Consider the following 19,182-nt stretch of genomic DNA (forward strand, 5'->3'; position numbering starts at 1 on the left):
CCGGATCAGCGCGCCTTGTCCAGTTCGGCCGTCAGCTCCGGCACGGCCTTGAACAGGTCCGCGACGAGGCCGTAATCGGCGACCTGGAAAATGGGCGCTTCCTCATCCTTGTTGATCGCGACGATCACCTTGCTGTCCTTCATGCCGGCGAGGTGCTGGATCGCACCGGAGATGCCGACGGCGATGTACAGCTCGGGCGCCACGATCTTGCCGGTTTGCCCGACCTGATAATCGTTCGGCACGAAGCCAGCGTCCACGGCGGCGCGGCTGGCGCCCACCGCGGCGCCCAGCTTGTCGGCGAGAGCCTCCAGCATCGGGAAATTCTCGCCCGACTGCATGCCGCGGCCACCCGACACCACCACGCGGGCGGCGGTCAGTTCCGGGCGCTCCGACTTGGTCAACTCGGCCGAGACGAAGCTCGACAGGCCGGCGGCGCCGGCGCCCGCCACCGTCTCGACCGGGGCAGAACCGCCTTCGGCGGCGGCAGTCTCGAAGGCGGTGGTGCGGACGGTGATGACCTTCACCGGGTCGGACGACTGCACGGTGGCGATCGCGTTGCCGGCATAGATCGGCCGCTCGAAGGTGTCGGCCGACACCACGGCGGTGATGTCGGAGATGGCGGCGACGTCCAGCAGCGCGGCGACGCGCGGCAGGAGGTTCTTGCCGACCGAGGTGGCGCCGGCCAGCACATGGCCGTAACCGTCCTTGGCGACCGAAACCACCAGCGGGGCAACGTCTTCCGGCAGCTGGTGCTCATAGGCCGCATCGTCGGCCAGCAGCACCTTGGCGACGCCGGCCGCCTTGGCGGCGGCGTCGGCGGCGGCCTGGGCGCCCTTGCCGGCGACCAGGACATGGATGTCGCCGCCGATCTTGGAAGCGGCGGTGACGGCGTTCAGGGTGGCGGGCTTCAGCGACGCGTTGTCGTGTTCCGCGATGACGAGAATGTTGGCCATGGTATCATCCCCCTCAGATCACGCGCGCTTCGTTCTTGAGCTTGTCGACCAGCGTGGCGACGTCCGGCACCTTGATGCCGGCCTGACGCTTCGGCGGCTCGGTCACCTTCAGCGTGGTCAGGCGCGGGGCGACGTCGACACCCAGGCTGTCCGGGGTGATGGTCTCCAGCGGCTTCTTCTTCGCCTTCATGATGTTGGGCAGCGAGGCGTAGCGCGGCTCGTTGAGGCGCAGGTCGGCGGTGACCACCGCCGGCAGCTTCAGCTCCACCGTCTCCAGACCGCCGTCGATCTCGCGGGTCACCGCGACCGTGCCGTCACCGGCCACGACCTTCGAGGCGAAGGTGCCCTGGCCCCAGCCGAGCAGCGCCGCCAGCATCTGGCCGGTCTGGTTGCAGTCGTCGTCGATCGCCTGCTTGCCGAGGATGACGAGGCCGGGGGCCTCCTTCTCGACCAGGGCCTTCAGCACCTTGGCGACGGCCAGCGGTTCGGTGGTCACGTCGGTCTGCACCAGGATGGCGCGGTCGGCACCCATGGCGAGAGCGGTGCGCAGCGTTTCCTGCGCCTGCGCCGGGCCGATGGAGACGACGACGATCTCGGTCGCCTTGCCGGCTTCCTTCAGACGGACAGCCTCTTCGACGGCGATCTCGTCGAAGGGGTTCATGCTCATCTTCACGTTGGCGGTCTCGACGCCGCTGCCATCCGCCTTGACGCGGATCTTCACGTTGTAGTCGACCACTCGCTTAACGGGGACGAGGACTTTCATAACTCACCCTGGCTGCTGAGCGCGCGCCCATTACGGCGAACACCGCGAAAATTGCTGTGGTTGCGAACGGACCATAGGATCTGGCAATACCACTGTCAATGACGCGCCAGAAGCGCCGACGGCGGTGACTGCCGGATTCCGCGGCCATTTCATCAACGATTGGCGCCGGGAACCCACAGGACGTCGTCCGCCCCGTTGCGGTTCACCACCCGGCTCAGGACGAACAGGTGGTCCGACAGCCGGTTGACGTATTTCAGCGCCGCCGGGGTCACCGGTTCGTGGCGCGCCAGTTCGGTCATCAGCCGTTCCGCCCGCCGCACCACGGTGCGCGCCAGATGCAGATAAGCCGCGGCAGGCGAGCCGCCGGGCAGGATGAAGGAGGTGAGCGGCGCCAGATTGGCGTTCATCGCGTCGATCTCCGCCTCCAGCCGGTCTACCTGGGCCTGGACGATGCGCAGCGGCGGGTATTTGGGCTCCTCCTCCTCCGGTGTGCAGAGGTCGGCGCCCAGGTCGAACAGGTCGTTCTGGATGCGGCCGAGCATCGTGTCGGCGTCCGGCCAGTCACTGAGGTGGAGGCGGGCCATGCCGATGACGGCGTTCGCCTCGTCCACCGTGCCGTAGGCGGCGACGCGGCGGTCGTTCTTGGGCACCCGGCGGCCGTCGCCGAGCGAAGTTTCGCCGGCGTCGCCGCCGCGCGTGTAGATCTTGTTCAGCTTTACCATTGGAAGCGTCAGCCTTTGATGAGGATGGCGATTACGAACAGCACCAGTGCCGCGCCCTGCAGGATCACGCGCAGGCGCATCGCCTTGTTGGAACGGCGGGGATCGTTCCTGCCGCCGCGGGCCATGAAGAAGAGGCCGACGAACAGCGAGCCGACCACGGCCAGCATCGCCAGGACCATCAGGATGGTGAAGAGATCTCGCATGGCGCCACTATAGCCCGCGATGAGCGCCGCGCCTATGGCTGCCCTTGGATACGATGCGATACGATGGATGCAATGTCGTTGTTGCGGTGCCCCGGAAGAATTGTCGTTGCGGGCAATCACCCGGTTGCCAAAGCCGTTGGACTGCATACAGTGCGCGGCGACGGACGGCCACAGCCAGGTTGGTCAGCGGAGCGGAGATGCGTGCGATGCGGCGGCGGAGTTTCCTGAAAACGGCCCTGAATGTGACCGCGGCTGCGGCGGCCGGCACCGGCGCGATGGCCGCATTGACCCGCGGGGGCGTGCACGCGGCCTCCGACTCGGCCGCCCCCACGGTCGCCTTCCCCGACGGGTTCCTGTGGGGCGTCTCCACCTCCAGCTACCAGATCGAAGGGGCGGTGGCGGAGGATGGACGCGGCCCCAGCGTCTGGGACACCTTCAGCCATTCCTACGGGCGGATCGCCAACGGCGACACCGGCGACGTCGCCTGCGACCATTACCACCGCTATGCCGAGGATGTGGAGTTGATGGCGCGGGCCGGGATGAGGGCCTACCGCTTCTCCATCGCCTGGCCGCGCATCCTGCCCACGGGCACGGGGGCGGTGAACGCCAAGGGGCTCGACTTCTACGACCGGCTGACCGACGCGCTGCTGGCGAAAGGCATCCAGCCCTGGCCCTGCCTGTTCCACTGGGATTTGCCCCAGGCCTTGCAGGACCGCGGCGGCTGGACCAACCGCGACATCGCCGGCTGGTTCACCGACTATGCGTTGGCGGTGACCGCCCGGCTGGGCGACCGCGCCAAGCACTGGGTGATGCTGAACGAGCCGTCGGTCGTCGCCATCTTCGGCCACGGCACCGGCGGCCATGCGCCGGGGATGACCGGCCGCGACAACTGCCTGAAGGCGATCCACCACCAGAACCTCGCCCAGGGCACGGCGCTGGCCGCGCTGCGGCAGGCAGGCGGGAAGAACTGGCAGCTCGGCACCGTGCTGTCGCTGCAGCCGTCCTGGCCGGTGGGGGGACTGGATTCGAACTATCAGGCGTCGCTGATGTGGGATGCGGTATGGAACCGCTCCTGCCTGGACCCGCTGTTCAAGGGCCGCTTCCCGGAACTGCTGGAGGCCGAGTTCACCCGCATCGCCGAGCCGGGCGACCTGGAGCGGATCAGGCAGCCGGTCGATTTCCTCGGCATCAACTATTACAGCCGCATGCACCAGCAGCCCGATCCGCATGGGCTGTTCGGCACCGGCTACGGCTCGGCGCCCGAAGGCACGCGCAGGACCGGCATGGATTGGCCGGTGGAGCCGGACGGGCTGACCGAGATCCTGGCCGAGCTGCAGGAGAAATACGGCAACCCGCCGGTCTATGTGGCCGAGAACGGCGCCGCCTATCCCGATACCGTCGTCGATTCGAGCGGCCGGGTGGAGGACCGCGACCGCATCGCCTATCTGCGCGACCACCTCCTGGCGGCGGCCAAGGCGATCGACGAGGGCTGCAACCTCAAGGGCTATCTGGCCTGGACGCTGCTGGACAATTTCGAATGGGCGGAAGGCTACCGCCGCAAGTTCGGCCTGATCCAGGTCGACCGCGAGACGATGGCCCGCAAGCCGAAGGCCAGCTACGACTGGTACGCCTCGGTCATCCGCAACAACGCGGTTCCGCTGCGCTGAGCGGGGGAGTGTCAGCCCAGGCGGCGCATCGCACCATCCACCTTTATGAGGAAACGCTTCCGGCTGGCTTCGGTGGATCGGTCCATGTCGTAGTGGGCATGATAGTGGAACCTGGCCTGCGGCGCACAGGCGGTCAGAATGCCATTCTTCAGGATGCGCCGGGCGGGATTGCGCATATAGAGTTCCGTCAGCCACCACGGCGATCCGAAGCTGGTCAGCACAGCCACCGTCCGCAGCCCGGTCAGGAGCGGCAGAATGCGGCCGCCGTCGCGATCATGCCGGAACGCGATGCCCGGTCCCCACACGCGGTCTATATATCCCTTGAGGATGGCGGGCTGGTCGAACCACCAGTGCGGGTAGCAGAAAACCAGCCCTTCCGACCAGCGCAGCCGCTCGACGAGACAGGCCACGGCCGAGGCATCGTAAACGGGCGAAAAATAGCTGGCGCGCTCGGCTACGGTCAGCGCCGGCGCGAAGCCCTCGGCATAGAGATCGGTTTCCAGAACCTCGTGACCGGATGCACGCAAAGCGGATACCGCGGTGCGGTGAACGGCGGCGGCGAAGCTCTGCGGCAATGGATGGGCGAGTATCGTCTGTATTCGCATCGCGGGACGATAGCACGGCGACCGGACCATGATACACTGCAGCGATAAGTTCGAAACCATCCGTGACACATGCCGACCCCACGCCCATCCCAGCCGACCCGATTCGCCATCCAGAAGGCGCGCGGCAAGGGGTGGAAGACGCTGGAGGTGGGGGAGGAGCTTGCCCACGCCAAGGCGCGCTTCGACCGGATGGTGGGCGTCAACCCGCGGGCTTATTTCCGGCTGATCCAACTCGATTACAACGCCGACTCCGCCTATGAGGGAATGGAGTTCATCTGGACGCTGATCGAGCTGTACGACCCGACCAAGGGTGGGCGCGTCCGCCCGGCGCCCAAGCCGGCCGCGTCCGCCAAGCCGGGGCGCAGGCGCAGGACGGCGGAACCGGTGGCTTTACCGCTGCGGGTCTATCTGGCGGTGATCCTGATCGGTACGCTCGTGGGCGCCCTGGCCTACCTGCATTTCGCCGGCGGGAGATGACGGGGCGGCCGGTAGAGGGTCATTCCGTCGTGTAGCCCTTGCGGCGCATGCACAGCGCGAAGATTTCCTTGCGATAGCCGTACTGTGGCGTTTCCGGCAGCGGACGCTGGGGATAGCCGCGCAGGCGCATGGTGTGGTCGACCTGCTCGTTGCATTCGTCGAAGGCGATGGTCGGCACGTCGGGGCTGGCTGTCCACTCGCGGTAGGTGGGTTGACTGCTGCAGCCGGACAGCAGGAGCATGGCGGACAGAATGGCGGCTGCTGCTACCGGCCCGATCCCCGGAGATGCGTTCCCGAACCCGTTCATGGCGTCCCTGCACTCCAGTGTTGCCCCCGAATTGACGCTACCACGTCCGGCCTTTTCCGATCCATTTTCCCACACCATTTCCGGGAGCGCGCCTTTTCGGCAACGCTGCGCGGCGGACAACAGGGACGCGCAAAAATCGCCGCCGGAAAAGCGTCGCAATCTGGTAACACGATCCAGGCCCTCGATTCGCGGGGGGAGTGTCGTGGCTCTGAAATCGGTCTGGCGTCACGGACGGAGGGACAAGGCGATGTCTGGGATTGCGCGGCGGGTGCGTGGTGGCGCCGCGGTGGCGGCTGTGGCGGTGATGGTGTCGGTTGCTGCGGTGGGAATGCCCGCTTCCGCATGGGCGCAGGCATCGGCCGCCGACATCCAGTGGGCGCAGACCTTCCTGAAGGACAAGGGCTACAACATCGGCGGCCGGGCCAAGGGCCAGATGACGCCGGAGACGCGTTCCGCGCTCAGCGCCTATCAGAAGTCGGTCGGCCTGCCGGCCACCGGCAACCTCGATCAGGCCACCATCAACAAGATCATGGGCGAGCGCGAGAAGAAGGCCGCTCCCACCATGGGCAGCCTGTCCAAGAGCCAGGTCGGCCAGACCCGCCAGGACAGGGAGGTGGCGCCGCGCGCCGCCCCGACCGGCCGGGTCGAATCGGGCAGCGAGAGCCTCGGCGGCATGGCCCAGTTCGGCGGCGCGCCGGCGGCGGCACCGTCCTCCCCCTCGTCCGCTTCCACCGGCCACAGTGCGCCCTCGGCGTCCCAGAGCGCGGCGCGTCCGTCGCCCGGCGCTGGCGATGGGCCGGTGCCGCAGGCGGCTCCCCGTGGGGCGGTGTCGGCGACCACTCCCGACGGCAAGCCGGTTCCGGTGGTTGAGCCGGCGGCGGTCGGCGGCGGCACGTCGATCTGGCAGTCGAACGCCGCTCGGGCGGGTGTCGCCGGTCTGATCGCAGCGACGCTGGGCGGCATCGGCTTCGCCTGGTGGCGCAGCGGGCGCGGCGTCGATCCGCTGAGCCGGACGCCGGCAGGCGACAACCGGCCGCGCGACACCCGCGTCGAACCGAGCTTCGGCTCCCCCCGCCGCCGGGAGGAACTGACCGCCGGCCCAAGGCTGACCGCCGAGGCGCGGCGGCGCTGAGCGCCGCCCCTTTCCTCACATCATCATCGGACAGCCGCCCCCGCCGCAGCCGCCGGATGCGCAGGCGGGGGCTGGCGCCGGCTGCGACTTGCCGACGCGCGGGGCCATGATGGCCTTGGCGACCTCGGTGCCGCCGCAGGAGGGGCAGGGGATGCCGGTAGCCTTCTTGGCATCGTAATCGGCCATATTGTCGAACCACTGGTCGAAATCATGGCCGCAGGCGCAGTGCAGGGCATAGACGATCATCGCGAAGCCTCGAAAAGCGGAAATTCGGCCGCTGTTCTAGTCATGCATCCGACTCCCCGCCAGGATCTGCATCAATATCCGCATCAATCGCCATCTGCATCAATCGCCGGGACTCAACGCGACTCAGTGACCCCCAGGCGGGCGCACATCGACAGCAGCGGGCAGGTGGAGCAGCGCGGCCGCACGCCGGTGCAGATCCACTTGCCGAAGGGCACCAGCCGCTTGTTGATCTCGACCCAATAGCGCTTGGGCAGCACCGCCAGCAGCGCCGCCATGGTCTTTTCCGGCGTGCGCGCCGACACATAGCCCCAGCGGTTGGTGACGCGGTGGACATGGATGTCGACCGCCAGCGCCGGAATGTCGAAACCGACCGCCAGGGTCAGCGCCGCGATCTTCGGCCCGACCCCGCGGAAGCGCATCAGCGCGTCGGGGGTGTCCGGCACCTCGCCGCCATGCTCCTCGACGATGCGGCGCGACAGGTCGCGGATGTCGCGGGCCTTGGGTTCCGGGAAGGTGGCGCCTTGCAGCAGCTCCACCAGCCGCTCCTCCGGCAGGGCGGCCATGGCGGCCGGCGTGTCCGCGACGGCGAACAGCCGTTCGGCGACCGCCAGGCTCGTTTCGTCCCGCGTGCGGGCGGAGATCAGGCTGGCGACCAGCTGCTGGAAGGGGGTGGCATGGCCGCGGTCGCGCAGCTCGAACATCGCCGCCTTGGGATAGGGGGCGACCGCGATCCGCAGGCGGCGGAAGGCTTCGTCGATATCGAAGGCCTGGGAGGTCGCGGACTGCAAACTCACGGGAGAACCACCTCCGGGGAACGGGCTGCAACGGCACCCCGCTCGTCAACCGGCAAGTCCCCGTGATGGTTCCGGCCAGAGTGTTCCGGCCGGATGGCCGATCAGAGCGCCTTGATCTGCATCTTGATCGGCCCCTCCGCCCGGCCATGAACGAACTGGTCGACATAGGCGTTGCCCGAATTGTCGATGTCGCGGGCGTGGCCGGTCCAGATGATGCGGCCCTGGTAGATCATGGCGATGCGGTCGGCGATCTTGCGGGCGGACGCCATGTCGTGGGTGATGGTGACGGCGGTGGCGCCGAGATCCTTCACGCACTGCACGATCAGCTCGTTGATGACGTCTGCCATGATCGGGTCGAGGCCGGTCGTCGGCTCGTCGAAGAAGATGATCTCCGGCTCGTCGGCGATGGCGCGGGCAAGGCCGACACGCTTCTGCATGCCGCCCGACAGCTCCGCCGGCGACAGCTCCGCCACGTCGGGGGTGAGGCCGACGGCGCCCAGCTTGGCGACGGCGATCTCCTTGGCCTGGGATCGGGGCATGTTCGCGCCCTGGATCAGGCCGAAGGCGACGTTCTCCCAGACCTTCAGGCTGTCGAACAGCGCGGCGCCCTGGAACAGCATGCCGAACTTGTGCAGCATCTTCTCCCGCTCGCGCGAGCGCAGGCGGGTCGTCTCGACGCCATCGACCTGGATGGAGCCGGAATCCGGCGTCAGCAGGCCGAGGATGCTTTTCAGCATCACCGACTTGCCGGTTCCCGAACCGCCGATGACCACCAGCGATTCGCCCTTCGCGACCTCGAGATCGATGCCGTTCAGCACCTTCTTCGGGCCGAAATGCTTGGTGACGCCCTTGAGCGCGATCTTCGGGACGGTGGTCATGCGATGGCGCTCACTTGGTCGAGAAGAAGAGGCCGGTGATCAGATAATTCCACACCAGGATCAGGATGGAGGCCGACACCACCGCGTTGGTGGTGGCCGCACCCACGCCCTGTGCGCCGCCCTTGGAGTGATAACCGTGGTAGCAGCCCATCAGCGCGATCAGGAAACCGAAGATCGCCGCCTTGACCAGGCCGGAAATCACGTCGACCGGTTGCAGGAATTCCCAGGTGCGGTTGATGTAGCTGGCGGCGTTGAAGTCCAGCCGGTAGACGCCGACCAGGAAGCCGCCGAACACGCCGATGATGTCGGCGACCACCACCAGCAGCGGCAGCATGGTCAGGCCGGCGATCAGGCGCGGGGCCACCAGATACTTGAACGGGTTGGTCGACAGGGTCGACAGCGCGTCGATCTGCTCGGTCACCCGCATGGTGCCGATCTCCGCCGCCATGGCGGCGCCGATGCGGCCCGCGACCATCAGGCCGGCCAGCACCGGCCCCAGTTCGCGCGTCACCGACAGCACGACGACGGTGGCGATGGCCCCCTCCGCCTGGAAGCGGGAGAAGCCGCTGTAGCTCTGCAGGGCCAGCACCATACCCGTGAACAGCGCCGTCAGCCCGACCACCGGCAGCGAATAATAGCCGATGTCGATCATCTGGCGCAGGATCTGCCGCGGATAGAGCGGCGGGCGCACGCAGTGCGACAGGGCGGACCCGGTGAACAGGGCAAGGCGTCCGGTCGCTTCCAGGAAGATCAGGAAGGCCCGGCCGGTGGCGGCGAGGAAACCCATCAGTCGGCCCGCATCCTTGGTTTGAGTCTCATTTGGGCGCTGCGGTCATAGCACCGATGGACCCCGCGGTCATCCTTGGACTTTGCAATGGTGGGGCGACATCCGCCGCGCGCGGTGGGAATAGGGGATCACCCGCCGAGATAAACCCGGTGATAGCGCCGACCGAGCGAGGTCAGGATCTCGTATCCGATGGTCCCGCCTTCGGCCGCCACCGTGTCGACCGGGCGGTTGGGGCCGATCAGCTCGACCATGCGGCCGGCATGGGCCACCGACTCCGGCAGGCCGCTGACGTCGATGGTGATGAGGTCCATCGAGACGCGGCCGACGATGGGGGCGGCGACGCCGTCGACGAAGACGTGCCCCTTGCCGCCCAGCGAGCGCATGTAGCCGTCGGCATAGCCGACGCCGATGGTGGCGATCCGCGCCGGGCCGGTCACCCTGTGGGCCGCGCCATAGCCGACCGACATCGGGACCGCGCAGTTGCGCACCTGCAGCAGACGCGCGTCCAGCCGCACCGTGCCGCGCATCGGGTTGGGCAGATGCGGGGTCGGGTTGACGCCGTAGAGCGCGCAGCCCGGCCGGGCGAGATCGAAATGATGGTCCTTGCCGTGGAAGATGCCGGACGAGTTGGCGAAGCTGGCCTTCGCCTTGGGCAGCCGGGCCAGCGCGGCGCGGAAGCGGCCGAACTGCTCCCCGGTCATCGGGTTGTCGAACTCGTCGGCGCAGGCGAGGTGGGTCATCCAGCAGCGGACGTCGATGCCTTCCAGCCACTCCGGGTGGGCGGCGAGGTCGTTCAGCTCGTCGGGGCCGAGGCCCAGGCGGTTCATGCCGGTGTCGATGTGGATCACCGCCGGCAGAACCTCCCCCCGCGAGGCGGCGAAGGCCCGCCACGCCGCGATCTCGCCCAGATGGTTCAGCACCGGCAGGATGCGGCCGGCGATGAAATCCTCCTCGCAGCCCGCCGGCAGCCCGCCCAGCGAAAACACCCGTGCATCCGGGGCGACCGGCTCCAGCGCCCGGCGGACGGCCAGCGCCTCCTCGAACTGGGCGACGACGAAGGTCCGGCAGCCGGCGGCGGCCAGGGCCGGCACGACGCGCGCCACCCCCAGCCCATAGGCATCGGCCTTGACCACGGCGGAGCATTCCGCCGGGGCGACGCGGTCGCGCAGCTGCGTCCAGTTGGCGACGACGGCGCCGAGATCCACGGTGAGGATGGCTCCGGCGCGCGGGTTCAGGTCGCTCGTCACTTTGGTCACTCGTCGGTCTGGTGGTGCTGGTCGAGATCGCCGAACTTGGTGAACTGGCCGTCGAAGTAGAGACGGACGGTGCCGATCGGACCGTGACGCTGCTTGGCGATGATCACCTCGGCGGTGTTGTGCACCTCGCCCAGGCGCTGCTGCCAGCGCTGATAGCGGTCGTTGAACTTGTCGTCGCTCTCGTCGGGCCGGCGCGAGGGCTCGGCGCGCTCAAGATAATACTGTTCGCGGAAAACGAACATCACGACGTCGGCGTCCTGCTCGATCGAGCCCGACTCGCGAAGGTCGGCCAGCTGCGGGCGCTTGTCCTCGCGAAGCTCCACCGCGCGGCTCAACTGCGACAGCGCCACCACCGGCACGTCCAATTCCTTGGCGATGGCCTTCAGGCCGCGGGTGATCTCCGAGATTTCCTGCACCCGGTTCTCCGAGCCGCGCGACGACGACCCGCGCAGAAGCTGGAGATAGTCGACCACCACCATGCTGAGGCCGGACGTGCGCTTCAGCCGGCGGCAGCGGGTGCGCACCGCGGCGACCGACAGGGCGGGCGTGTCGTCGACATAGAAGGGGCAGCGGGCCAGATCCTGGCTGGCCTGGACGAATTTCGGGAAGTCGGTGTCGCGGATCTCGCCGCGGCGGATCTTGTCGCCCGGCACCTGCACCTCGTCGGCGAGGATACGGGTGGCGAGCTGTTCCGCCGACATTTCCAGCGAGAAGAAGCCGACCACGCCGCCTTCCTGGCCGCTGGAGCGCATATGCGCCTTGGCGGCGTTGAAGGCGATGTTGGTGGCCAGCGCCGTCTTGCCCATGGAGGGGCGCCCGGCGAGGATGATCAGGTCGGACGGGTGCAGACCGCCCAGCTTGCGGTCGATGTCGATCAGGCCGGTGGTGACGCCGGTGACGTGGCTGGAGCGGCGGAAGGCCACCTCCGCCGTCGCGATGGCGTGCTTGACCGACTCGCCGAAGGCGACGAAGCCGCCCTGCACGTCGCCGGTCGAGGCGAGGTCGAACAGCTGCTTTTCCGCCTCGCCGATCTGGTCGAGCGCGGTGATGTCGAGGTCGTGGCGATACGCCTCGTTCACCATGTCGGTGCCGACCTCGATCAGCTGCCGGCGGATGAACAGGTCGTGGATGGTCTTGCCGTAATCGCCGGCGTTGACCACGGTGACGACGTTGGCCGCCAGCTCGGCCAGATAGGCGCTGCCGCCTTCGACCGCCAGTTCGGGATCGTTGTCGAACAGGGCCTTCAGGGTGACCGGGTTCGCGATCTGGCCGCGGTCGATCATCTTGGTGATGGCGGCGAAGATGCGCTGGTGGGCCGGATCGTAGAAATGCTCCGGCCGCAGGAACTCGCCGACCTTCTCGTAGGCCTTGTTGTTGACCAGGATCGCGCCCAGCAGCGCCTGCTCCGCCTCCTCGTTGTTGGGGGGCGTGCGGTACTCGGCCGTCGGCTTGACCGCGGATGACGGGCGGGGATCGAACAGCGATGAGGTCTGGTTGCTCATGAAGGACACAATAGCAGAAACAGAACGGGAACGCTCTGCGAAGGGTGGGGAACCCTCCACAAAAGCTGTGCACAGAAGTTATCCACAGGCTGGGAAGTTTGGGGATAACCGGGGGAAGCGCCGAAGCTGGCTCAGAGCTTCTTCGGCTGGGGCGGATGGCCGGGGGGCGGCGCCACCTCCAGCGCCTCGAACACCGCATCGATGTGGTCGGCGACGCTGTAGAGGGCCGAGCGGTCGATGCGGGCGAAGCCCTGGGCGACCATGTGGTCGATCAGGCCGAGCAGCGGGCGCCAGTAGCCGTCGACATCGGCGATGACGATCGGCTTGTCGTGCAGCTGCAGCTGCTTCCAGGTCAGGATCTCGAAGGCTTCGTCCAGCGTGCCGAGTCCGCCCGGCATGACGACGAAGGCGTCGGAGCGCTCCACCATCATGCGCTTGCGGGTGTGCATGCTGTCGACGACGTGCAGTTCGGTCAGGCCGGTATGCTCGATCTCCGCCGACTGGATGTGTTCGGGGATGATGCCGACCACCTCGCCGCCGGCGGCGATCGCGGCATCGGCGGCGATGCCCATCAGCCCGACCCGGCCGCCGCCATAGACCATGCGGATGCCGCGGCGGGCCAGCCCGTCGCCCAGCGCATGGGCGGCTTCCTTGTAGACATCGGCGACGCGGCTGGATGCACCGCAATAGACGCAGACGGACGACAGGCTCTTCATCGCGGGTCAACCTTTCTCGCCACCGCCGCCCACCCGGGGCGGGGCGTAAACAATCCGGTGAAAGCCATGGAATATCGGGAGAGGGCGGCGCGTCAACTGCGGCGCCAGCACCGTTAAGCCAGGGCATCATCGGGAGGGACCACATGAGCAACCGCGTCGTCAATGTCCTTGCGGCGGCGTCCGTCGCCGGTCTGATGTTCGCCCTGTTCGGCATGTCGTCGGGCAATGCCGCAGGCGCCGGTCCGGCCGAGCAGGTGAAGGACCGGCAGCAGACGATGAAGAAGCTCGGCGGCGGCATGGGCGCCGTCGCGAAGTATGTGAAGAACGAGGGGGGCACCCTCGAAGATGCGGCCAAGGGCGCGGAGGCCGTGCTGGCGGTCTCGAAGGTCGACCCGAAGGCGATCTTCCCCGAAGGCACGGCGGTGGGCGTGACCGACAGCGCCGCCAAGCCGGAGCTGTGGAAGAACTGGGCCGAGGTGCAGCGCTACTGGAGCGCCATCCAGCCGGCGGCCGAGAAGCTGGACGCCGCGGTGAAGAGCGGCGACCGCGCCCAGATCGCCCAGGCGCTGGGCGCGACCTCCAGGACCTGCGGAAGCTGCCACGAGGACTTCCGCGTCAAGAAGGACTGACCGATGCGGCGCCTCCCGACCGCCGCCGCTGCCGCCGCGATGCTGTTGCCGCTCGCCGCCGCGGGCAGCGCTGTGCCGGCTGCGGATGGGGGGGCCGTGGATGGGGCGGTTACGGATGGGGCGTCGGCGGGCGACCCGGCCCCCGGCGAGTCCGTGACCCGCGGCGCCTATATCTTCCATGCCGCCGGCTGCCTCGGCTGCCACAGCAACGAGAAGGAGGGCGGGGCGCCGCTGGCCGGCGGGCGGGCGATGGCCACCCCCTTAGGCACCTTCTACACCCCCAACATCACGCCGGACCCGGAAACCGGCATCGGCCGCTGGAGCGACGACGACTTCATCCGCGCCTTCCGCGAGGGCGTGCGACCGGACGGCGCCGCGCTGTTCCCCGCCTTCCCGTATGCCAGCTACACGCGGATGACCGACCGCGACCTGCTCGACCTGAAGGCCTATCTGTTCAGCCAGCCGGCGGTCGCCGCCCCGAACAAGCCGCATGACCTGACGCCGCCCTTCTCCTGGCGCTTTCTGCTGCCGGCCTGGCAATGGATGTATCTGACCCCCGGGCCGGTGCCCGATGATCCGGCAAAGCCGCCGGGCTGGAATCGCGGGCGCTATCTGGTCGACGCGCTCGGCCATTGCGGCGAATGCCACAGCCCGCGCACCCTGATGGGCGGCATGGACGCCGACCGCTATCTGGCCGGCAACCCGGACGGCCCGGACGGTGACAAGGTGCCGGGGATCACCGGCGCCCAGGGCAAGGGGATCGGCGATTGGTCCGACGGCGACCTGACCCTGCTGCTGGAGACCGGACTGACCCCGGAAGGCGATGTCGTCGGCGGCGCGATGGGGGAGGTCGTGCGCAACAGCACCTCCAAACTGACGGCGGAGGACCGCGCCGCCATCGCCGCCTATCTGAAGACTGTGCCGGCGAAGGAGTGATCCGGCCGGTTTTCGGCCAAATCGTGATCTTGCGGGGCAATCAATGCCGATTGGCCGATGGAAATGCTCCAACGGCGCCATTCTTTTGGCGCCTGTCCTTCTGCTATAGTTGCTCATCCTGCCGTGGTGGCGGGCCGCCGGATGGGTGCTCTGTGAAACGAAACGCGTTGTTCGCAGCTTTGGGCGTGGCTCTGACGGGTGGGGCGGCGGCGGTCGCCCTGTGGCCGGCCGGTGCTCCTGTGCAGGCCCCGGTTCCGGCGGTATCGGCTCCCGCCGCCTCGCCGGCTGCACCCGTGAACGCTGCGGAGGCAGCGGCTCCAGCCGCCCCCGCGGCGCCCAGCTTCGACGTGGTGCGGGTCGCGCCGGACGGGGCGACGGTTATGGCCGGCCGCGCGGCGCCGGGATCGCAGGTGACGGTCACCGACGGCGGCACGCCGGTCGCCACCGCCAAGGCCGACCAGCGCGGCGAATGGGTGATGCTGCCCGACAATCCGCTGGCCCCCGGCACGCGCGAACTGAACCTGACGGAGACCCGTCCCGGGGCCGACACACCGGTGCCGGCCGACAAGGTGGTCGTGGTGGTGGTGCCCGATCCGGCCGCCGCGACTGAAATCGCCGCGACTCAGACGGCCTCGACACAGGCCGCCGTGACCGGCTCGGCCTCGCTGGGCAGTGCGGTGGCCGTGGCGGTTCCGCGCGACGGTCTGGCCGGCGCGCCGGCATCCATGGGCGGCAGCTCGGTTCTTCAGGCTCCCCCGGTGCCCGCCAACGGCGCGCCGCCGCCGCCGGGCGGCGTGTCGGTGGAAACGATGGACTATGATCCCGCCGGCCGCGTTGCGCTGGGCGGGCGGGCGGCGCCCAACAGCGCGGTGCAGCTCTATCTCGACAACATCCTGGTCGGCAGCGCCCACACCGATCCCAAGGGCGGCTGGCGCCTGATCCCGGAAAAGCTGATCGACCCCGGCGTCTACACCCTGCGCGCCGATCAGGTCACCCAGGCCGGCAAGGTGGTGGCGCGGGCCGAACTGCCGGTCCAGGTCTCCGCCTTGCCCGCCGAGGCGACGGACGGGCGCAGCATCGTCGTGCAACCCGGCAACAGCCTGTGGCGGCTGGCGCGGCGCACCTATGGCGACGGCATGCTCTACACCACCATCTACACCGCCAACCGCGAGCAGATCCGCGACCCGGACCTGATCTATCCCGGCCAGATCTTCTCGCTGCCGCAGGTGAATTGAGGCGGCAAGGGGGGCTGCGACTGCCGCTCCGCAGGCCCCAGCGAAGGCAAGCGTAAGGCCTGATGGGGCGGGCTTTATGCTCGGCGGTATCAGTCCGGCGGCAGGCGGCCGATGGCGGCCCAGCCCAACTGGGTCAGGCGCAGCATTTCCGGCCCCTCGCCGGCCGGGTTCGGGTCCAGCGCCACCAGTTCCCGATTCTCGAACCAGGCCCAGCGCGTCACATCGGCGGTGGTGCCGGGCCAGCCGTCGGCAAGCCGCTTCAGCACCTCGAGATCGGCCGACGCGATGGGGAAGCGCGGCTTGGGCATGATCGCCTTCCTGGCGGTCGCGGGCGCCTCCGCCCCCGCCCCCGTCCCCTGCAGCGGCGGCGCGTCGGCCCCGGCATGGGCACGGATCCAGTCGGTCTGATAGCTGCGGAGCGCCTGTTCCAATTCGCTCCGCGCCGCGTCCACCGGGCAGCGCAGATAGGCGTCCAGCAGGGCGTGCAGCGTGTTCTTTGCGTCGCTCATGGTCCGAATATTCCTAAAGGGCGGCTTCCGGGAAGTCCCCGCCGCCGCAGCGTCAAAGCCATCCCGTCCGGCGGAAACGGATATACAGGCCGGCGCAGACGGCGGCGATCGCGGCGAGCACCGCCGGATAGCCGTACCGCCAGTGAAGCTCCGGCATATGCTCGAAGTTCATGCCGTAGAGGCCGGCGATGGCCGTCGGCACGGCGAGGATGGCGGCCCAGGCGGCCAGCTTGCGCGTCACGTCGTTCTGCCGCGCGGCGGCCAGTATCATACTGGTTTCGAAGGCGAAGGACAGCACCTCGCGCAGCGAGGCGATCTGTTCGTTGACGCGGATCACATGGTCCTGCACGTCGCGGTAATAGGGACGGATCGCCGGGTCGATCATCGGCAGGTCGAAGCGCTCCAGCCGCGAGCAGACCTCCAGCAGGGGCAGGGCGTTGCGGCGCAGCCGCTCCAGGTCGCGGCGCAGTTGGTGGATGCGCTCGATCTCCGCCGTGCCGGGCGGGCGGGCGATCATCAGGGTATCCAGCTCCTCCACCATCGCCGCCATCTGGTCCAGGACGGGCGCATAGCAGTCCACCACATAGTCCATGACGGTATAGACGACGAAATCCTCGCCGTGCTTCAGCAGATGCGGCGCGCTTTCGGCCCGCGCGCGCACCGGCGAATAGCTGGTGGATGCGCCGTGCCGCACGGTGACGACATAGCCGCGCCCGGCGAAGACATGGGTTTCCCCCAGCACCAGCACCTCCCGTTCCAGCCGGGCTGTGCGCAGGACCATGAACAGGCTGTCGCCATAGACCTCCACCTTCGGGCGCTGGTGGGCGTGCAGCGCGTCCTCCACCGCCAGCTCGTGCAGGCCGAACTGGCGCTTCACCTCCATCAGCAGCGCCTCGTCCGGTTCCCACAGGCCGATCCAGACGAAATGGCCGTCCTTCCCGGCCCAGGCTCCCGCCTCCGCGACCGGCACGTCGGCGATGCGCCGGCCGTCGCAGTAGGCGGCGCTGGCCATGACGGGGTTGTGGGTGGGAACGGGGGAGGGCGGCAAGGTCATGATGCGGAAAACCCGGCTGCGGGCGGCGGAGTGCCGGCACTCTAAAGAGGTTCTCCGGCAGCGTCGACGAATCCGACGGCGCCGGCCGGGCGGAACGGGCGTCCCATGTGTTGTCACTGCCAAGGACCAGTTTTGCCCGGAGCAGTGTGACCGGGAGCCAGTTCAGATCGGGAGGGGTGGGACGATGTTCCAATCGGCGGCGCGCGGCATGTATCTGCTGGCGGCGGTGACGCTCAGCCTGTTCGCCCTGCTGTTCATCGGCCTGTCCGCCCTGACGGTGGTGGAGGGGGTGGTGGCGCTGGACAGTCACGCGCTGACCTCGGCCATGCTGGAAGGGGTCGGGATGATCGTGCTGGCGATCGCCGTCTTCGAGATCGCCAAATACCTCTACGAGGAGGAGATCGTCCGCGAGCGCGAATTGCGCCGCGCCGACGAGGCCCGCCGCACCCTGACCAAGTTCCTGACCACCATCATCATCGCCGCCAGCCTGGAGGGCCTTGTCCTGGTGTTCGAGGCGCGCACCAGCGAGATTTCCTCCATCGTCTATCCGGTGATGCTGCTGGCGGTGGTCATGCTGCTGGTGGTCGGGCTCGGCGCCTTCCAATGGCTGGCGCGCAAGGCCGAGAGCATCCATGTCGATCCCGCCGCCTCCGAAGCGGACGCGGCCGAGGCCAAGCAAGGCGAAGAGGAGGTCATCGCCAAGGCATAGGCCGACAAGACGGGGGCAATGGGCCGCGGCGTCAGCCTTTTGCCATCATTGACCCGGCCATGCCGCCTGCGCCAAGCTTGCCCGCATCCAAGGTGGTATGGGGAGATGGGGCATGCCCCGCAATACGGGCATCTACACGGCCGTCTACGGATTTCCGGAGTCGGCGGACGCGGCGCGCCAGCTTGCCCAGGCAATGGACATTCCCTGCCACATCGCAGAGTTGCACCGCTTTCCCGATGGCGAGAGCCTGGTACGCCTGCCCGAACCGGTCGAGCGCGCCATCGTCTACCGTTCGCTCGACCGCCCGAACGACAAGCTGGTGGAGCTGACGCTCGCCTCCTCCGTTCTGCGGCGCCATGGAGCGACCGACCTCTGCCTGGTGGCGCCCTACATGGCCTACATGCGCCAGGACGCGATCTTCAGGCCGGGCGAGCCGGTCAGCCAGACGGTGGTCGGGGAGTGGCTGGGCCGCTGCTTCGACCGGTTCGTCTGCGTCGAGCCGCACCTGCACCGCACCCACACGCTGGACGAGGTGTTCGTCGGCCGCCCCGCCATCGCGCTGAGCGGCGCGGCGCCGATCGCCGACCATCTGCGCGCCGCCGGCGTGGCGCCCGGTACGGTGATCGTCGGCCCCGACGAGGAGTCCGCCCCGCTGGTGGAGGCGGTGGCCGGCCCGCTCGGCCTGACCGGGGTGGTCGGGCGCAAGGAGCGGCGCGGCGACCGCGACGTGACGGTGGCGCTGCCGCCCGATGCGCCGATCCATGGCCGCCCGGTGGTGATCGTCGACGACGTCATCAGCTCCGGCGAGACGATCTTCTCCTGCGCGCGGGCCGCGCGGGCGCTGGGGGCCGACACGGTCCGGGTGTACGGCGTCCATGCCCTGTTCAACGACACCGTCGCCGGACGCTTTGCGGCGGAAGGGCTGGGCCGCCCACTGTCCTGCGATGGCGTGCCGCACCCGTCGAACGCCTTGTCCCTCAGCGGCCTGATCGCGGAAGCCATCCAATCATTCGCAGACAAATGAATGCATTTCGGAAGGCGGCCTTCGTAGCCGGTCAGACGGCGCAGAGATGCCCGGTCAGGAGGCAGGTGCGACCATCAT

The 19,182-nt window shown here is 68.5% G+C and carries 23 protein-coding genes; 8 read left to right on the forward strand and 15 right to left on the reverse strand.

Annotation, left to right across the window (positions count from 1 at the left end; all coding sequences use genetic code 11):
- Positions 1–5: 5 nt before the first annotated feature.
- From DM194_RS24925 to DM194_RS24940, 4 genes are all read right to left on the reverse strand, one after another.
- Positions 6–953 carry an electron transfer flavoprotein subunit alpha/FixB family protein gene (locus DM194_RS24925; RefSeq protein ID WP_111070354.1) on the reverse strand — a complete coding sequence of 316 codons (948 nt, stop codon included), beginning with the start codon at positions 951–953 and terminating at the stop codon, positions 6–8.
- A gap of 13 nt (positions 954–966) precedes the next feature.
- Positions 967–1,716 (reverse strand): electron transfer flavoprotein subunit beta/FixA family protein, encoded by a 750-nt coding sequence (locus DM194_RS24930; RefSeq protein ID WP_111070355.1) that lies wholly within the window; start codon positions 1,714–1,716, stop codon positions 967–969.
- Positions 1,717–1,868: 152 nt separating this feature from the next.
- Entirely contained in the window at positions 1,869–2,438 is a 570-nt protein-coding gene (locus DM194_RS24935) for a cob(I)yrinic acid a,c-diamide adenosyltransferase (protein ID WP_111070356.1), read from the reverse strand.
- An 8-nt stretch (positions 2,439–2,446) separates the two neighbouring features.
- Positions 2,447–2,641, reverse strand: coding sequence for a twin transmembrane helix small protein (locus DM194_RS24940; RefSeq protein ID WP_111070357.1), 195 nt, complete (start codon positions 2,639–2,641; stop codon positions 2,447–2,449).
- A 206-nt stretch (positions 2,642–2,847) separates the two neighbouring features.
- Here DM194_RS24940 and DM194_RS24945 point away from each other — a divergent pair, with 206 nt between their 5' ends.
- Positions 2,848–4,308 (forward strand): GH1 family beta-glucosidase, encoded by a 1,461-nt coding sequence (locus DM194_RS24945; protein WP_111070358.1) that lies wholly within the window; start codon positions 2,848–2,850, stop codon positions 4,306–4,308.
- An 11-nt stretch (positions 4,309–4,319) separates the two neighbouring features.
- Here DM194_RS24945 and DM194_RS24950 read toward each other — a convergent pair whose 3' ends face one another.
- A complete protein-coding gene (locus DM194_RS24950) occupies positions 4,320–4,913 on the reverse strand; it encodes an NAD(P)H-dependent oxidoreductase (RefSeq protein WP_111070629.1) in 594 nt (197 codons plus the stop codon).
- Between the two features lie 69 nt (positions 4,914–4,982).
- Here DM194_RS24950 and DM194_RS24955 point away from each other — a divergent pair, with 69 nt between their 5' ends.
- Positions 4,983–5,390 (forward strand): hypothetical protein, encoded by a 408-nt coding sequence (locus DM194_RS24955; protein ID WP_111070359.1) that lies wholly within the window; start codon positions 4,983–4,985, stop codon positions 5,388–5,390.
- A gap of 19 nt (positions 5,391–5,409) precedes the next feature.
- Here the strand turns inward: DM194_RS24955 and DM194_RS24960 are convergent, their stop codons facing one another.
- Positions 5,410–5,697: a hypothetical protein gene (locus DM194_RS24960; protein WP_111070360.1), complete on the reverse strand. Its 288-nt coding sequence runs from the start codon at positions 5,695–5,697 to the stop codon at positions 5,410–5,412.
- A gap of 247 nt (positions 5,698–5,944) precedes the next feature.
- On the opposite strand from DM194_RS24960, the gene DM194_RS24965 reads away from it, so the two are divergent.
- Entirely contained in the window at positions 5,945–6,829 is an 885-nt protein-coding gene (locus DM194_RS24965; RefSeq protein WP_111070361.1) for a peptidoglycan-binding domain-containing protein, read from the forward strand.
- A gap of 15 nt (positions 6,830–6,844) precedes the next feature.
- On the opposite strand, the gene DM194_RS24970 is transcribed toward DM194_RS24965, so the two are convergent.
- The 7 genes from DM194_RS24970 to DM194_RS25000 all read right to left on the reverse strand — a co-directional run bounded on the left by DM194_RS24970 (position 6,845) and on the right by DM194_RS25000 (position 13,008).
- Positions 6,845–7,075, reverse strand: a complete 231-nt coding sequence (locus DM194_RS24970) for a DUF1178 family protein (protein WP_111070362.1) — start codon at positions 7,073–7,075, stop codon at positions 6,845–6,847.
- A gap of 113 nt (positions 7,076–7,188) precedes the next feature.
- Positions 7,189–7,869: an endonuclease III domain-containing protein gene (locus tag DM194_RS24975; RefSeq protein WP_246024650.1), complete on the reverse strand. Its 681-nt coding sequence runs from the start codon at positions 7,867–7,869 to the stop codon at positions 7,189–7,191.
- 101 nt (positions 7,870–7,970) lie between these two features.
- Positions 7,971–8,747, reverse strand: coding sequence for an ABC transporter ATP-binding protein (locus tag DM194_RS24980; RefSeq protein ID WP_111070363.1), 777 nt, complete (start codon positions 8,745–8,747; stop codon positions 7,971–7,973).
- 10 nt (positions 8,748–8,757) lie between these two features.
- A complete protein-coding gene (locus DM194_RS24985; protein ID WP_111070364.1) occupies positions 8,758–9,534 on the reverse strand; it encodes an MlaE family ABC transporter permease in 777 nt (258 codons plus the stop codon).
- A 128-nt stretch (positions 9,535–9,662) separates the two neighbouring features.
- Complete coding sequence (gene alr, locus DM194_RS24990; protein ID WP_246024651.1) at positions 9,663–10,790, reverse strand: alanine racemase; 1,128 nt, start codon at positions 10,788–10,790, stop codon at positions 9,663–9,665.
- On the reverse strand, positions 10,787–12,292 hold the full coding sequence (locus tag DM194_RS24995) for a replicative DNA helicase (RefSeq protein WP_111070365.1): 1,506 nt from the start codon (positions 12,290–12,292) through the stop codon (positions 10,787–10,789). The genes alr and DM194_RS24995 overlap by 4 nt, the downstream gene beginning before the upstream one ends.
- A 131-nt stretch (positions 12,293–12,423) precedes the next feature.
- Positions 12,424–13,008 carry an LOG family protein gene (locus DM194_RS25000; protein WP_111070366.1) on the reverse strand — a complete coding sequence of 195 codons (585 nt, stop codon included), beginning with the start codon at positions 13,006–13,008 and terminating at the stop codon, positions 12,424–12,426.
- A 143-nt stretch (positions 13,009–13,151) separates the two neighbouring features.
- On the opposite strand from DM194_RS25000, the gene DM194_RS25005 reads away from it, so the two are divergent.
- The 3 genes from DM194_RS25005 (at position 13,152) to DM194_RS25015 (ending at position 15,808) form a co-directional block, all read left to right on the forward strand.
- Positions 13,152–13,637: a c-type cytochrome gene (locus tag DM194_RS25005; RefSeq protein ID WP_111070367.1), complete on the forward strand. Its 486-nt coding sequence runs from the start codon at positions 13,152–13,154 to the stop codon at positions 13,635–13,637.
- 3 nt (positions 13,638–13,640) lie between these two features.
- The gene (locus DM194_RS25010; RefSeq protein WP_111070368.1) at positions 13,641–14,573 is read left to right on the forward strand and encodes a c-type cytochrome; all 933 of its coding nucleotides are present in this window, start codon (positions 13,641–13,643) and stop codon (positions 14,571–14,573) included.
- Positions 14,574–14,758: 185 nt separating this feature from the next.
- On the forward strand, positions 14,759–15,808 hold the full coding sequence (locus DM194_RS25015) for a LysM peptidoglycan-binding domain-containing protein (protein WP_111070632.1): 1,050 nt from the start codon (positions 14,759–14,761) through the stop codon (positions 15,806–15,808).
- Between the two features lie 89 nt (positions 15,809–15,897).
- On the opposite strand, the gene DM194_RS25020 is transcribed toward DM194_RS25015, so the two are convergent.
- On the reverse strand, positions 15,898–16,317 hold the full coding sequence (locus DM194_RS25020) for a hypothetical protein (protein WP_111070369.1): 420 nt from the start codon (positions 16,315–16,317) through the stop codon (positions 15,898–15,900).
- A 52-nt stretch (positions 16,318–16,369) separates the two neighbouring features.
- The gene (gene corA / locus DM194_RS25025) at positions 16,370–17,371 is read right to left on the reverse strand and encodes a magnesium/cobalt transporter CorA (protein WP_111070370.1); all 1,002 of its coding nucleotides are present in this window, start codon (positions 17,369–17,371) and stop codon (positions 16,370–16,372) included.
- Positions 17,372–17,555: 184 nt separating this feature from the next.
- Here corA and DM194_RS25030 point away from each other — a divergent pair, with 184 nt between their 5' ends.
- Both DM194_RS25030 and prs read left to right on the forward strand, forming a co-directional pair.
- Positions 17,556–18,080: a hypothetical protein gene (locus DM194_RS25030; RefSeq protein WP_111070371.1), complete on the forward strand. Its 525-nt coding sequence runs from the start codon at positions 17,556–17,558 to the stop codon at positions 18,078–18,080.
- A 112-nt stretch (positions 18,081–18,192) separates the two neighbouring features.
- Positions 18,193–19,104: a ribose-phosphate diphosphokinase gene (gene prs / locus DM194_RS25035; RefSeq protein WP_111070372.1), complete on the forward strand. Its 912-nt coding sequence runs from the start codon at positions 18,193–18,195 to the stop codon at positions 19,102–19,104.
- Positions 19,105–19,182 lie beyond the last annotated feature (78 nt).

The sequence above is a fragment of the Azospirillum ramasamyi genome (assembly GCF_003233655.1).
Lineage (GTDB): Bacteria > Pseudomonadota > Alphaproteobacteria > Azospirillales > Azospirillaceae > Azospirillum > Azospirillum ramasamyi.